This window comes from Photorhabdus sp. S10-54 (genome assembly GCF_963878145.1).
Taxonomy (GTDB): domain Bacteria; phylum Pseudomonadota; class Gammaproteobacteria; order Enterobacterales; family Enterobacteriaceae; genus Photorhabdus; species Photorhabdus kayaii.
In genome coordinates, this window is record NZ_CAWNXG010000054.1 from 13,255 (window position 1) to 27,719 (window position 14,465).

Genomic DNA, 14,465 nt, shown 5'->3' on the forward strand with positions numbered 1-14,465 from the left:
CTTTCTAAGGAAAAATAACTTATCCACAAAAGATCATGATCCTAATAAAAGATCTAATAAACAGATCTTTAAATAAAAAAGATCTTCTTTTAATTACCGGTGATCTCACCCACTTGGTCTATCACCGAAACTTGAGTAGAATTCTCCTCCCTTAATGCAACACTGAGCATTTTTATAACTAAAGGTTCATCACCATGTTTTATCCAGAACAATTTGACGTCATCATTATCGGTGGTGGTCATGCCGGTACCGAAGCGGCTATGGCAGCCGCTCGTATGGGCCGTCAAACCTTATTGCTGACCCACAATATTGACACTTTGGGCCAAATGTCATGTAACCCAGCCATTGGTGGGATCGGTAAAGGACATCTGGTTAAAGAAATTGATGCGCTTGGTGGCTTAATGGCTAAAGCAACTGACCAAGCTGGTATCCAATTCAGAACTTTAAATGCCAGTAAAGGGCCCGCAGTTCGTGCAACACGTGCCCAAGCGGATAGGGTTCTCTATCGTCAAGCTATACGCATGGCATTGGAAAACCAACCTAATCTAATGATCTTCCAACAACCTGTAGAAGATCTCATTGTTGAAAATGACACAGTTACTGGCACAGTGACACGTATGGGCCTTAAGTTCAGAGCTAAAGCTGTTGTTTTAACTGTAGGAACATTTCTTGACGGTAAAATCCACATTGGTTTGGAAAACTATAGTGGTGGAAGGGCTGGCGATCCCCCTGCTATTTCGTTGGCACAGCGCTTACGTGAGTTACCTTTACGTGTAAACAGATTGAAAACAGGAACACCACCACGTATTGATGCTAGAACTATTGATTTTAGTCAGTTAACACAACAACTAGGTGATTATCCAACGCCAGTATTCTCTTTCCTTGGAAATGTGAAACAACATCCACAACAAATACCGTGTTACATCACCCATACCAATGAAAAAACCCACGATGTAATCCGCAATAATCTGGATCGTAGCCCAATGTATACGGGGATCATTGAAGGGATCGGTCCTCGCTATTGTCCTTCAATCGAAGATAAAGTCATGCGTTTTGCGGATCGTGATGCTCACCAGATTTTCCTTGAACCTGAAGGATTGACTAGCAATGAAATCTATCCAAATGGTATTTCTACTAGCTTACCATTTGACGTACAGATGCAAATTGTTCACTCCATGAAAGGAATGGAAAATGCTCGCATTATTCGTCCTGGTTATGCAATAGAATACGATTTCTTCGATCCAAGAGATCTAAAACAAACATTAGAAAGTAAATTTATCCACGGTCTATTTTTTGCTGGACAAATCAACGGCACGACGGGTTATGAAGAAGCTGCTGCTCAAGGACTCTTGGCAGGCCTTAATGCAGCTCGTTACGCTTCAGAAGAAGAAAGTTGGTTCCCTCGCCGTGATCAAGCTTATATTGGCGTTTTAGTTGACGATTTATGTACTTTAGGGACTAAAGAACCATACCGTATGTTTACTTCTAGAGCCGAGTATCGCTTGATGCTACGTGAAGATAATGCAGACCTGCGTTTAACAGAAAAAGGCCATGAGTTAGGGTTGGTAGATGATTCACGTTGGGAACATTATTGCCGTAAAGTGGAAATGGTTGAACAAGAACGCCAGCGTTTACGTAATATTTGGATTCACCCTAATTCAAATAATCTTGATGACATAAACAATATATTGAAAATGCCATTGTCGAAAGAGGCTAATGGTGAAGATCTACTGCGTCGTCCTGAAATGAACTATGAACTTTTGACTTCATTGCCTCTGTTTTCTCCAGGTCTTGAAGAACCACAAGCCGCTGATCAAGTTGAAATTCAGGTCAAATATGAGGGATATATTGCCCGCCAACAGGAAGAAATCGAAAAACAGCTACGTAATGAAAACACATCATTACCGGTTGATCTCGATTACCGCCAAATTAGCGGTCTTTCCAATGAAGTTATCGCTAAACTCAATGATCATAAACCGAGTTCAATTGGTCAGGCTTCACGTATTTCAGGAGTAACACCTGCGGCAATTTCAATTTTACTTGTGTGGTTGAAAAAACAAGGATTATTGCGCCGCAGTGCTTGAAAGGATCTTGATTATGCTTAACAAACTAGAATTGTTGCTGACCAAAGCAGGAATAGAATTGTCACTACAGCAAAAACAGCAGCTTGTAGCCTATGTTGATATGCTCAATAAGTGGAATAAAGCTTACAATCTCACGTCGGTACGTGAGCCAGAGCAAATGCTGGTGCGTCATATCATGGACAGTATTGTTGTCAGCCCTTATTTGCAAGGTCATCGTTTTATCGATGTGGGCACAGGTCCAGGGTTGCCAGGTATTCCGTTAGCTATTGTTCGTCCAGATTCTCATTTCACATTGCTGGATAGTTTAGGTAAAAGGGCGAGATTTTTGCGTCAGGTTCAACATGAACTTGATTTGGTAAATATTGAACCAGTACAAAGCAGGGTTGAAGCGTATTCTTCTGAACCACCTTTTGATGGCGTAATAAGCCGTGCTTTTGCTTCGTTACAAGATATGGTCTCTTGGTGCAGTCATCTGCCTGAGCCTATTCATGGACGTTTCTATGCACTTAAAGGTGTGCTTCCAGAAGAGGAGCTGACTATGTTGCCTTTGGGAATTTCTATCGATTCGGTTATTAAATTAGATGTTCCTGAACTTGAAGGGCAACGTCATTTGGTTATCCTTAAATCAAACTGATTTTGTTATTTGTCAATAAAGTTATAAATAATTAGTGATGTTGAGCACAATTATACTGTAGTCAGCATCGTTAATTATGGTTTGCCTCGTTTCAGCTTTAATTTACCGAGTTATTACATAAAAATAACGTTATCTTGATATTAAGATAGTTGAACCTTTAAAAATCAGATAAAGCATTTTTTCATCAGATTCACTTTTTTAAACTAGCTAAAAATTAGCTTGGTGATTTAAGTCATAATATAATCACTCTTTTGTATAGAATTAAATTAACCAATTGATTTTATTATTAATGTATTTTATTTTTATTTATTGTGAATGTTAAATATAATTAACAAATGAAAAATTTATGTGATTTAAATCACATTTAAGTCTGAAATGTATGAAATTATTAAAAACAAGAAATCAGGACAATCATTAGCTTGCAATCTGGCACTAAAATAAAAAATTTAAATAATTGTTCACCTTTTCGCTACTTATGGATTGAATTCATTTTGGTGGCCCGTATAATTTGCACGTTTTTGTCACTTGACACTCTTAAGCAAAGGCAGTTTTATACAACATTTAGCAAAACCTGATATGCAAGGCGTACAAGGGGAGAAAACAAAAGTCATGTCTGTATCCCTTTACAGCGGTAAAATTGCACTGAAGCTGCTTTTTTTGCAGTTAATGACTTTTGTTGTTCTCAGTGTGGCTTTTTGTACCAAAAGTATAGAATGGGGCGCTTCTGCTTTTGCTGGTGGGTTAGCATGTTGGTTACCTAATGCCATATTCATGCTGTTTGCCAGTTTTCAAAAAGCAAAAGAAGAAGAGGTTTCTGTACGTATTGCATGGTCTTTCGCTGTTGGCGAAGGGTTGAAAGTTATTATTACAATAGCTGTGCTGGTTGTTGCTTTAGGCGTGTTTAAAGCGGCGTTTGCACCACTAGGTTTAACTTATTTAGCGGTGCTGATTGTGCAAATCATCGCACCTGCTGTGATAAACGGTTAGGTTTTCAACAATAAAAGGGTAAGAGGCATCATGTCTGCATCAGGAGAAGTTTCAACTGCAAGGGACTACATAGGCCACCACCTGAATAACCTTCAGTTGGACCTACGTACCTTTGAGTTGGTCGATCCCAACTCTGGTGGTTCTGCAACGTTTTGGACGTTGAACATTGACTCGCTTTTTTTCTCAGTCGTATTAGGGATTTTATTTCTGTATGTATTCAGAAAGGTTGCGGTTAATGCCACCAGTGGCGTACCTGGCAAACTTCAGACTGCTATAGAATTGATCATGGGTTTTGTTGATAACAGCGTTCGTGATATGTATCACGGCAAGAGCAAAGTTATTGCCCCCTTGGCACTGACAGTGTTCGTTTGGGTGTTATTAATGAACGTGATGGACTTATTGCCAATCGATTTTCTCCCTTATATCGGTGAACATTTCTTTGGTTTACCTGCTCTGCGTGTCGTGCCAACAGCAGATGTCAGTATTACCTTGTCGATGGCTATTGGTGTCTTTGTCCTCATCCTCTACTACAGCATTAAGATGAAAGGGATTGGTGGTTTTACAAAAGAGCTGACTTTACAGCCTTTTAATCATCCACTGTTTATTCCAATTAACTTAATTCTGGAAGGCGTTAGCCTGCTTTCAAAACCGGTATCACTCGGTCTACGACTGTTTGGTAACATGTATGCGGGTGAATTGATCTTTATTCTTATAGCTGGTCTGTTACCGTGGTGGTCGCAGTGGTTACTGAGCCTGCCTTGGGCTATTTTCCACATACTGATTATTACGTTACAAGCCTTTATTTTCATGGTTCTGACGATTGTTTATCTGTCGATGGCATCTGAAGAACATTAATTTTTTACCACAATAACTAACTGTGTTTTAACTGAAACAAACTGGAGACTGTCATGGAAAACCTGAATATGGATCTGCTGTACATGGCTGCCGCTGTAATGATGGGCCTAGCGGCAATCGGTGCTGCGATCGGTATCGGCATCCTCGGAGGTAAATTTTTGGAAGGCGCTGCTCGTCAGCCAGATTTAATCCCTCTTCTGCGTACACAGTTCTTTATCGTTATGGGTCTGGTTGACGCCATCCCAATGATTGCTGTGGGCCTTGGCTTGTACGTAATGTTTGCTGTCGCGTAGTTTGTAGAAATAATCTGAAACTACGTCAACTCATTAATTTTAAAAGAGGTATTGTGCTGTGAATATTAATGCAACAATCCTCGGCCAGGCCATTGCGTTTGTCTTATTTGTTATGTTCTGTATGAAGTTCGTATGGCCACCGATCATGGCGGCCATAGAAAAACGTCAAAAAGAAATTGCTGACGGTTTATCTTCTGCGGAACGTGCCAAAAAGGACCTGGACTTAGCGCAAGCCAATGCGACCGACCAAATGAAGAAAGCGAAAGTGGAAGCTCAGGTCATCATTGAACAGGCTAATAAACAAAAAGCCCAGATCCTTGATGATGCAAAAGCGGAAGCTGAGCAGGAACGTAACAGAATCGTAACGCAAGCTCAGGCAGAAATTGATGCCGAACGTAAGCGTGCTCGGGAAGAGTTGCGTAAGCAGGTCGCTATGTTGGCTATCGCAGGTGCCGAGAAAATCATCGAACGTTCCGTGGATGAAGCTGCTAATAGCGACATCGTTGATAAACTGGTCGCTGAACTGTAAGGAGGGAGGGGCATGTCTGAATTCGCTACTGTAGCTCGCCCCTACGCCAAAGCAGCTTTTGACTTTGCTGTGGAAAAACAATCGCTTGAACAATGGCAGAATATGCTGGCGTTCACAGCTGAGGTGACTCGTAATGAGCAAGTTGGTGAGCTGCTTTCCGGTTCATTGGCATCGGAAACATTAGCTAATACCTTTATCGCAATTTGCGGTGAACAGGTCGATGAACATGCTCAGAACTTTATTCGTGTTATGGCAGAAAATGGTCGCTTACTGGCGTTGCCGGAAGTTTTGCAGCAATTTATTCAATTGCGTGCATCACTTGAATCAACCGTTGATGTTGAAGTGATTTCTGCCACCGAATTGAGAGAACAACAGCTGGCTAAAATTTCTGTAGCGATGGAAAAACGTCTGTTACGCAAAGTTAAGCTGAATTGCAAAATTGATAAGTCTGTTATTGCTGGTGTGGTTGTCCGCGCAGGTGATTTGGTGATCGATGGCAGTATTCGTGGCCGTTTAGATCGCTTAACAGACGTCTTGCAGTCTTAAGGGGACTGGAGCATATGCAACTGAATTCCACCGAAATCAGCGAACTGATCAAGCAGCGCATTGCTCAGTTCAATGTAGTGAGTGAAGCTCACAATGAAGGTACGATTGTATCCGTTAACGACGGTATCATTCGTATTCACGGTTTAGCCGAAGTTATGCAGGGTGAGATGATCGCACTGCTTGGCAATCGTTATGCAATCGCATTGAACTTGGAGCGTGACTCCGTAGGTGCGGTTGTAATGGGTCCGTATGCTGACTTAGCAGAAGGTATGAAGGTCAAATGTACTGGCCGTATTCTTGAAGTACCTGTTGGTCGTGGTCTGCTTGGTCGTGTAGTAAACACGCTGGGTGAGCCAATTGATGGGAAAGGCCCTGTTGAGCATGATGGTTTCTCTGCTGTTGAAATGATCGCTCCAGGTGTTATCGACCGTCAATCTGTTGATCAGCCGGTACAAACTGGTTATAAATCCGTTGACGCTATGATCCCTATCGGTCGTGGTCAACGTGAACTGATTATCGGTGACCGTCAGACGGGTAAAACAGCACTGGCTATTGACGCAATCATTAACCAACGTGACTCAGGCATAAAATGTGTCTATGTCGCAGTTGGTCAGAAAGCTTCTACTATTGCGAACGTTGTTCGTAAATTAGAGGAGCATGGTGCTCTTGCCAATACTATTGTGGTTGTTGCAACTGCTTCAGAATCTGCGGCATTACAATACCTGGCGCCATATTCGGGTTGTGCAATGGGCGAATACTTCCGTGACCGCGGTGAAGATGCGCTGATTGTTTACGATGATTTGTCTAAGCAGGCTGTAGCTTATCGTCAAATTTCTCTGTTGCTCCGTCGTCCGCCAGGACGTGAAGCATTCCCAGGTGACGTTTTCTATCTGCACTCTCGTTTGTTGGAACGTGCTGCACGTGTTAATGCTGAATATGTGGAAAAATTCACCAATGGTGAAGTAAAAGGTAAAACCGGTTCTCTGACGGCCCTGCCTATCATTGAAACTCAGGCAGGTGACGTATCAGCATTCGTACCAACAAACGTTATTTCAATTACTGATGGTCAGATTTTCTTAGAATCTAGTTTGTTCAATGCGGGGATTCGTCCAGCAGTTAACCCAGGGATTTCCGTATCCCGTGTAGGTGGCGCTGCTCAGACTAAAATCGTTAAGAAATTGTCTGGGGGCATTCGTACTGCTCTGGCTCAATATCGCGAACTGGCAGCGTTTTCTCAGTTTGCTTCTGACCTTGATGATGCAACCCGTAAGCAGTTGGATCATGGTCAAAAAGTAACTGAATTGCTGAAACAGAAACAATATGCGCCAATGTCTGTTGCACAACAGTCGTTGTCTCTGTTTTCTGCGGAACGTGGTTATCTGGAAGATATCGAAATTGCTAAGGTTATTGATTTCGAATCTGCGTTGCTTGCATATGCCAACCGTGAACATGCTGATCTTCTAAAAGAGATTGACCAGTCTGGTGGTTACAACGAAGAGATCGAAGCAAAGCTGAAAGCTCTGCTGGATTCCTTCAAGGCAACTCAGTCCTGGTAACACTATTCGGCCCGGTTTAATTAAACATGGGCCGTCTGGTTAATGAGGAGAATCAGGAATGGCCGGCGCAAAAGAGATACGTACCAAGATCGCCAGCGTGCAAAACACGCAAAAAATCACTAAAGCGATGGAGATGGTTGCTGCGTCCAAAATGCGTAAAACGCAGGATCGCATGGCGGCCAGTCGTCCTTATGCAGAAACCATACGCAGCGTGATTGGTCACCTTGCGTTAGGTAATCTGGAATATAAACATCCATACCTTGAAGAGCGTGAAACCAAACGTGTCGGGTATCTGGTTGTTTCTACCGATCGTGGCTTGTGCGGTGGTTTGAATACTAATCTGTTCAAAAAACTGCTTTCAGAAATGAAAGACTGGTCTGATAAAGGTGTCCAGTGTGATCTGGCGCTTATCGGCTCTAAGGCTACCTCTTTCTTTGCTTCTGTTGGGGGCAACGTTGTTGCTCAGGTAACAGGCATGGGAGATAACCCTTCACTGTCTGAATTGATCGGGCCAGTGAATATCATGCTGCGGGCATACGATGAGGGACGTCTGGATAAACTGTATGTGGTGACAAACAAGTTCATCAATACGATGTCCCAGGAACCGACTATTACTCAGTTATTACCTCTGCCTGCCGGAGATGATGAAACACTGAAGAAGAAATCCTGGGATTATTTATACGAACCTGATCCTAAGGCGTTGCTAGATATACTGCTGCGTCGTTATGTAGAATCGCAGGTTTATCAGGGCGTCGTTGAAAACCTGGCTAGTGAACAGGCCGCACGAATGGTGGCGATGAAAGCCGCAACTGATAATGGTGGTAGCCTGATCAAAGAGTTGCAGTTGGTTTATAACAAAGCTCGTCAGGCCAGCATAACTCAGGAGCTGACCGAGATTGTATCGGGTGCTTCCGCGGTTTAACAGCTAGGTTTATGAATTACGTAGAGGATTCAAGATGGCTACTGGAAAGATTATCCAGGTAATCGGCGCCGTGGTGGACGTCGAATTCCCTCAAGATACCGTACCAAAAGTATACGATGCTCTTGAGGTTCAAAACGGCGAAGCTAAGCTGGTGCTGGAAGTTCAGCAGCAGTTGGGCGGCGGCGTTGTTCGTTGTATTGCAATGGGTACTTCTGATGGCTTAAGCCGTGGTTTAAGTGTCACTGATTTAGGCCACCCAATTGAGGTTCCGGTTGGTAAAGCGACATTGGGCCGTATCATGAACGTATTGGGTGAACCAATCGACATGAAAGGCGATATCGGTGAAGAAGAGCGTTGGGCTATTCATCGCCCGGCTCCAAGCTATGAAGAGTTATCTAACTCTCAAGAACTACTGGAAACCGGTATTAAGGTAATGGACCTAATTTGCCCATTCGCTAAGGGTGGTAAAGTTGGTCTGTTTGGTGGTGCGGGTGTAGGTAAAACCGTAAACATGATGGAGTTGATCCGTAACATTGCGATTGAGCATTCGGGTTACTCTGTATTTGCCGGTGTAGGTGAACGTACTCGTGAAGGTAACGACTTCTACCACGAAATGACAGACTCTAACGTACTGGATAAAGTATCTCTGGTATATGGTCAGATGAACGAGCCACCAGGAAACCGCTTACGTGTTGCGCTGACTGGTCTGACAATGGCTGAAAAGTTCCGTGATGAAGGCCGCGATGTTCTGTTATTTGTTGATAACATCTATCGTTATACTTTGGCAGGTACTGAAGTATCTGCGCTGCTTGGTCGTATGCCATCTGCGGTAGGTTATCAGCCAACTCTGGCGGAAGAAATGGGTGTTCTGCAAGAACGTATTACTTCTACCAAAACCGGTTCTATTACCTCCGTACAGGCTGTTTATGTACCGGCGGATGACTTAACTGACCCATCTCCGGCAACGACTTTCGCGCACTTAGACGCAACCGTAGTTTTGAGTCGTCAGATCGCTTCTTTGGGTATTTACCCTGCGGTTGATCCGTTAGATTCTACCAGTCGTCAGCTCGATCCATTGGTTGTTGGTCAAGAGCACTATAATGTTGCTCGTGGCGTTCAGTCTATCCTGCAACGTTATCAGGAGCTGAAAGATATTATCGCCATCTTGGGTATGGATGAACTGTCAGAAGACGATAAGCTGGTAGTTGCGCGTGCTCGTAAGATCCAGCGCTTCCTGTCTCAGCCGTTCTTCGTTGCAGAAGTCTTTACTGGTTCACCAGGTAAGTTCGTTTCCCTGAAAGACACTATCCGTGGCTTTAAAGGTATCTTAGACGGCGACTATGACCACTTACCAGAACAGGCGTTCTACATGGTTGGCACCATCGAAGAAGCTGTGGAAAAAGCGAAGAAACTTTAATACGGCTGACCGGAGGTTGACATGGCTGCAATGACTTACCATCTGAATGTTGTCAGTGCTGAAAGCCGGATGTTTGAAGGTTTGGTACAGAAAATTCAGGTGACAGGTAGTGAAGGTGAACTGGGCATTTACCCAGGACATGCTCCGCTACTGACTGCCATAAAACCTGGCATGGTACGTATTGTTAAGCAGTTCGGTGAAGAAGAGGTCATTTACCTTTCTGGGGGTATCCTTGAGGTACAACCGAGCGGCGTTATCGTACTGGCTGACACTGCGATCCGTGGTAAAGATTTGGATGAAGCTAAGGCGTTGGAATCTAAACGTAAAGCTGAAGAACACATCCGTAATTCTCACGGTGATGTTGACTATGCTCAGGCATCAGCTGAATTGTCTAAAGCGATTGCGAAACTTCGTGTAATCGAGTTAACAAAAAAAGCGATGTAATACAGGCAGTTAAATAAAAAAAGCCAGTTGGTGCGAGCTAACTGGCTTTTTTGTATTGCGAAATATGTAGTAATTTATCTTATAAACAGGTTTACTTTTCTCTCTTAAATTGGAGTTATCGGGTTTCTTATGTCTAACAGTGCAAAAAGTGTTGTGATCCTTGCCGCGGGTAAAGGAACCCGCATGTACTCTGATCTCCCTAAAGTGCTGCACTTGCTGGCCGGTAAACCTATGGTTCAGCATGTGATTGATACTGCAATGGCATTAGGGGCTAAAAATGTTCATCTAGTTTATGGACATGGAGGAAACCTGATGAAGCAAACCCTTTCTGATCAAACACTAAATTGGGTATTACAAGCAGAGCAGTTAGGGACTGGCCATGCAATGCAGCAGGCAGCACCACATTTCGCTGATGATGAAGATATTTTGATATTGTATGGTGACGTGCCTCTTATTGGTACAGATACCCTTGAACGCCTGCTAGCGGTTAAACCTGACAGTGGTATCGGTTTATTAACGGCAATTTTGGATAATCCAACAGGTTATGGTCGTATTGTTCGTGAAAACGGAGAAGTAACGGGCATCATTGAGCAAAAAGACGCGACTGAAGAACAACGTAAAATCAATGAAATAAATACAGGTATTCTGGTTGCTAATGGTAGTGATTTAAAACGTTGGTTGGCCCAATTGGATAATAACAATGTTCAGGGTGAATACTACCTGACTGATGTGATTGCGCTAGCTTATAAAGAAGGTCGAAAAATTGAAGTGGTGCACCCAACTCGCTTGAGTGAAATGGAAGGTGTAAATAACCGCCTTCAACTTTCCGCTCTTGAGCGTATTTATCAATCTGAACAAGCGGAACAATTATTACTAGCGGGTGTTATGTTGTTGGATCCTGCTCGTTTTGATTTACGTGGCACACTAATTCACGGCCGTGATGTGGTTATTGATACTAATGTCATTATTGAGGGTAATGTAGCCCTTGGTAATAACGTACAGATTGGTACCGGTTGTGTATTGAAGAATTGCATCATTGGTGATGATTCTATTATTAGCCCCTATACAATAGTTGAAGATTCTGAAATGGAAACTGGTTGTACTGTTGGGCCTTTTGCACGTTTGCGTCCCGGTTCTAAACTCGCTGAAAAAGCCCATGTAGGGAATTTCGTTGAGATGAAAAAATCTTATCTGGGTAAAGGTTCTAAAGCTGGACATTTGACTTATCTTGGCGACGCAGACATTGGTCGTGATGTAAATATTGGTGCAGGTACTATTACCTGTAATTATGACGGTGCTAATAAATTTAAGACCATTATTGGTGACAATGTTTTTGTTGGTTCTGATACTCAGCTTGTTGCTCCGGTGACTGTTGCTAAAGGCGCTACAATCGGAGCGGGGACAACAGTGACAAAAAACATCGCTGAAAATGAGCTGGTTGTAAGCAGAACTAAACAAACACATATTCAAGGGTGGAAACGCCCGGTGAAAGAAAAAAAATAAAATAATAATCCCCACTCTACAGGCTCGGGGACCGGAAAAACCGGAAAACAATCAGGCTCTTGACATATAAAGGGCTTTCATCAGCCCTATTTTTAGGAATAAAACTGATGTGTGGAATTGTTGGTGCAGTAGCACAACGAGATATTGCAGAAATCCTGATTGAAGGACTTCGTCGTTTGGAATACCGAGGTTACGACTCCGCCGGCTTGGCGGTTGTTGATAACGAAAAAAATATGTTTCGCCTGCGTGAAGTCGGTAAGGTACAAGTACTTGCTGATGAGGTTGGTAAGCAGCCAGTCCTTGGTGGGACAGGTATTGCTCATACCCGTTGGGCTACACACGGCGAACCAAACGAGAAAAATGCTCACCCGCATGTATCTGATTATATTGCTGTTGTTCACAACGGTATTATTGAAAACTATGAAGAATTACGCGTTCAATTAATTGCACTCGGTTATCAGTTTATCTCGGATACTGATACAGAAGTTATTGCCCACCTTGTTCATTGGGAACAAAAACAAGGTGGTACTTTGTTGGAAGCTATTCAACGAGTTATTCCTCGGTTGCGTGGTGCTTATGGTGCAGTCATCATGGATAGCCGTGATCCTGGAACAATAATTGCTGCAAGATCGGGTAGTCCTTTGGTTATAGGCCTAGGCGTTGGAGAAAACTTTCTGGCGTCTGATCAGTTGGCGCTATTGCCTGTTACTCGTCGTTTTATCTTCCTTGAGGAAGGGGATATTGCTGAAGTAACTCGCCGTACTGTACGTATTTTTAATGCTCAGAGCAAACCGGTTGAGCGGGAACAGATTGAATCCAATATTCAGTATGATGCTGGTGATAAAGGTGTCTACCGTCATTACATGCAAAAAGAGATCTATGAACAACCAATGGCGATTAAAAGCACTCTGGAAAGACGCTTGAGTCATGGGCAGGTAGATCTGTCTGAGCTTGGTCCTAACGCAGCTAAATTATTATCTAAAGTAGAGCATATTCAGATAGTTGCTTGTGGTACATCCTATAACGCAGGTATGGTTTCCCGTTATTGGTTTGAAGCATTGGCTGGTATTCCTTGTGATGTGGAAATTGCTTCTGAATTCCGTTACCGCAAATCAGCGCGCCGTTCAGGAAGCTTACTTATCACCTTGTCTCAATCGGGTGAAACCGCAGATACATTGGCAGCCCTGCGTTTATCTAAAGAACTTGGCTATCTCACATCGTTGACTGTCTGTAACGTAGCGGGTTCTTCTTTAGTACGTGAATCTGATTTTGCTCTGATGACCAAAGCCGGCGCAGAAATTGGTGTTGCTTCAACTAAGGCGTTTACAACTCAATTGACAGTATTACTGATGCTGGTGGCTTACCTTGGACGCTTGAAAGGTGTTGATGCAGAGCAGGAACAAGAAATTGTTCATGCATTACATGCACTGCCAAGCCGTATCGAAAGCATGTTATCGAAAGATAAAATTATTGAAGCGCTGGCGGAAGATTTTTCTGACAAACACCATGCTTTATTCCTTGGTCGTGGTGATCAATATCCGATTGCGGTTGAAGGCGCTCTGAAATTAAAAGAGATTTCTTATATCCATGCTGAAGCTTATGCTGCTGGTGAATTAAAACATGGCCCACTGGCACTGATTGATGCAGATATGCCGGTTATCATTGTAGCTCCGAACAATGAACTGCTAGAAAAACTGAAATCTAATATCGAAGAAGTACGTGCTCGTGGTGGATTGCTATATGTTTTTGCTGATCAGGACGCGGGTTTTACCGATAGTGAAGGAATGAAGATTATTCCATTGCCGCATGTTGAAGAGCTGATTGCACCAATATTTTATACAGTACCATTGCAATTGCTTTCCTATCATGTTGCTCTGATCAAAGGAACTGATGTTGATCAGCCTCGTAACTTGGCTAAGTCAGTGACTGTAGAATAATCGTTTTATAATAAGAAGTTGAAACAAGCCTCTGTACATTAAAAATACAGAGGCTTTTTTTTGAACTGAGAAAATTTATCATTATTTTTTTGCCGATAAAAATAAATCACGCCATTGTAATGTTATATTATGGCGAAATTTATGAAACCAGATATCCATCCAAACTATTGGGGAGTTGTATTTTAATACCTACTTTGCAATTGGCTGCGTGATTCCAGAAAAAATTCGGGCGTTTTATTGATAGAACTCTCAGCTTATAACTTCGGGTTTACTGTCCATATTTAATTTTACTTCTGATTATCTTGAAAATAACTGACCTAAACTTTGTTTGGGAATAGAGTTAGCATAGTTGAATTTAATATAAATAAAATTTATATTTTATGCAAAATGAAATCTCATAAATGCTTGTTGTATAGTATAAAATTAAATCTTCAATTGGTTGTTTTTGCTACAAATTTATCCTCCAAAATAGTTCATAATTTACTCTTATCAACACATTTTTTCATAAACCACAGTTCTGGTCATTTATTGGCACCTGAATATAGCCAATCTTCACCATATATACTCCTGCTTAGTGCCGATACGAAACTATTTTTTCGGAAATCTCACGGATTAGTGAGTTTTGAAAAATCTTGGTTTAGTGGAAACGGTGGATTTGGCGAAAAACGCTCTTCCTAAAGACTCAACTGAATCACTCATATCAGGTAATCACAATATTAAAACAGGTGGAAATTATTCCAGTTTGTCACTAACAAAAA

13 protein-coding genes are annotated in these 14,465 nt (G+C 42.4%); all 13 read left to right on the top strand.

Annotated features, from left to right (window positions below):
* Positions 1-194: 194 nt before the first annotated feature.
* The 13 genes from mnmG to glmS all read left to right on the top strand — a co-directional run bounded on the left by mnmG (position 195) and on the right by glmS (position 13,707).
* The gene (mnmG, locus tag AACQ83_RS20675) at positions 195-2,084 is read left to right on the top strand and encodes a tRNA uridine-5-carboxymethylaminomethyl(34) synthesis enzyme MnmG (RefSeq protein ID WP_112878704.1); all 1,890 of its coding nucleotides are present in this window, start codon (positions 195-197) and stop codon (positions 2,082-2,084) included.
* A 13-nt stretch (positions 2,085-2,097) separates the two neighbouring features.
* Positions 2,098-2,718, top strand: a complete 621-nt coding sequence (gene rsmG / locus AACQ83_RS20680; protein WP_112878703.1) for a 16S rRNA (guanine(527)-N(7))-methyltransferase RsmG — start codon at positions 2,098-2,100, stop codon at positions 2,716-2,718.
* Between the two features lie 609 nt (positions 2,719-3,327).
* On the top strand, positions 3,328-3,705 hold the full coding sequence (gene atpI / locus AACQ83_RS20685; RefSeq protein WP_112878716.1) for a F0F1 ATP synthase subunit I: 378 nt from the start codon (positions 3,328-3,330) through the stop codon (positions 3,703-3,705).
* Positions 3,706-3,735: 30 nt separating this feature from the next.
* Positions 3,736-4,560 (top strand): F0F1 ATP synthase subunit A, encoded by an 825-nt coding sequence (gene atpB, locus AACQ83_RS20690; protein WP_105397418.1) that lies wholly within the window; start codon positions 3,736-3,738, stop codon positions 4,558-4,560.
* A gap of 53 nt (positions 4,561-4,613) precedes the next feature.
* A complete protein-coding gene (atpE, locus tag AACQ83_RS20695; protein WP_000429386.1) occupies positions 4,614-4,853 on the top strand; it encodes a F0F1 ATP synthase subunit C in 240 nt (79 codons plus the stop codon).
* 58 nt (positions 4,854-4,911) lie between these two features.
* Positions 4,912-5,382: a F0F1 ATP synthase subunit B gene (gene atpF / locus AACQ83_RS20700; protein WP_011144457.1), complete on the top strand. Its 471-nt coding sequence runs from the start codon at positions 4,912-4,914 to the stop codon at positions 5,380-5,382.
* Between the two features lie 12 nt (positions 5,383-5,394).
* Complete coding sequence (gene atpH / locus AACQ83_RS20705; RefSeq protein WP_112878702.1) at positions 5,395-5,928, top strand: F0F1 ATP synthase subunit delta; 534 nt, start codon at positions 5,395-5,397, stop codon at positions 5,926-5,928.
* Between the two features lie 14 nt (positions 5,929-5,942).
* Positions 5,943-7,484: a F0F1 ATP synthase subunit alpha gene (gene atpA / locus AACQ83_RS20710; RefSeq protein WP_112878701.1), complete on the top strand. Its 1,542-nt coding sequence runs from the start codon at positions 5,943-5,945 to the stop codon at positions 7,482-7,484.
* Positions 7,485-7,542: 58 nt separating this feature from the next.
* The gene (atpG, locus tag AACQ83_RS20715; protein WP_112878700.1) at positions 7,543-8,406 is read left to right on the top strand and encodes a F0F1 ATP synthase subunit gamma; all 864 of its coding nucleotides are present in this window, start codon (positions 7,543-7,545) and stop codon (positions 8,404-8,406) included.
* Between the two features lie 34 nt (positions 8,407-8,440).
* A complete protein-coding gene (atpD, locus tag AACQ83_RS20720) occupies positions 8,441-9,823 on the top strand; it encodes a F0F1 ATP synthase subunit beta (RefSeq protein WP_011144453.1) in 1,383 nt (460 codons plus the stop codon).
* Between the two features lie 21 nt (positions 9,824-9,844).
* Positions 9,845-10,267 (top strand): F0F1 ATP synthase subunit epsilon, encoded by a 423-nt coding sequence (locus tag AACQ83_RS20725; RefSeq protein WP_011144452.1) that lies wholly within the window; start codon positions 9,845-9,847, stop codon positions 10,265-10,267.
* A gap of 129 nt (positions 10,268-10,396) precedes the next feature.
* On the top strand, positions 10,397-11,770 hold the full coding sequence (gene glmU, locus AACQ83_RS20730; RefSeq protein ID WP_112878699.1) for a bifunctional UDP-N-acetylglucosamine diphosphorylase/glucosamine-1-phosphate N-acetyltransferase GlmU: 1,374 nt from the start codon (positions 10,397-10,399) through the stop codon (positions 11,768-11,770).
* A 107-nt stretch (positions 11,771-11,877) separates the two neighbouring features.
* Positions 11,878-13,707, top strand: a complete 1,830-nt coding sequence (gene glmS / locus AACQ83_RS20735; protein ID WP_112878698.1) for a glutamine--fructose-6-phosphate transaminase (isomerizing) — start codon at positions 11,878-11,880, stop codon at positions 13,705-13,707.
* The last annotated feature ends 758 nt before the right edge of the window (positions 13,708-14,465 follow it).

What these genes read in the sequence shown, in the direction of transcription:
- atpG (WP_112878700.1), top strand. Translation starts at nt 7,543, where the DNA reads ATGGCCGGCGCAAAAGAGATACGTACCAAGATCGCCAGCGTGCAAAAC.
- glmU (WP_112878699.1), top strand. Translation starts at nt 10,397, where the DNA reads ATGTCTAACAGTGCAAAAAGTGTTGTGATCCTTGCCGCGGGTAAAGGA.
- atpA (WP_112878701.1), top strand. Translation starts at nt 5,943, where the DNA reads ATGCAACTGAATTCCACCGAAATCAGCGAACTGATCAAGCAGCGCATT.
- mnmG (WP_112878704.1), top strand. Translation starts at nt 195, where the DNA reads ATGTTTTATCCAGAACAATTTGACGTCATCATTATCGGTGGTGGTCAT.
- atpB (WP_105397418.1), top strand. Translation starts at nt 3,736, where the DNA reads ATGTCTGCATCAGGAGAAGTTTCAACTGCAAGGGACTACATAGGCCAC.
- rsmG (WP_112878703.1), top strand. Translation starts at nt 2,098, where the DNA reads ATGCTTAACAAACTAGAATTGTTGCTGACCAAAGCAGGAATAGAATTG.
- atpI (WP_112878716.1), top strand. Translation starts at nt 3,328, where the DNA reads ATGTCTGTATCCCTTTACAGCGGTAAAATTGCACTGAAGCTGCTTTTT.
- atpD (WP_011144453.1), top strand. Translation starts at nt 8,441, where the DNA reads ATGGCTACTGGAAAGATTATCCAGGTAATCGGCGCCGTGGTGGACGTC.
- AACQ83_RS20725 (WP_011144452.1), top strand. Translation starts at nt 9,845, where the DNA reads ATGGCTGCAATGACTTACCATCTGAATGTTGTCAGTGCTGAAAGCCGG.
- glmS (WP_112878698.1), top strand. Translation starts at nt 11,878, where the DNA reads ATGTGTGGAATTGTTGGTGCAGTAGCACAACGAGATATTGCAGAAATC.
- atpH (WP_112878702.1), top strand. Translation starts at nt 5,395, where the DNA reads ATGTCTGAATTCGCTACTGTAGCTCGCCCCTACGCCAAAGCAGCTTTT.
- atpE (WP_000429386.1), top strand. Translation starts at nt 4,614, where the DNA reads ATGGAAAACCTGAATATGGATCTGCTGTACATGGCTGCCGCTGTAATG.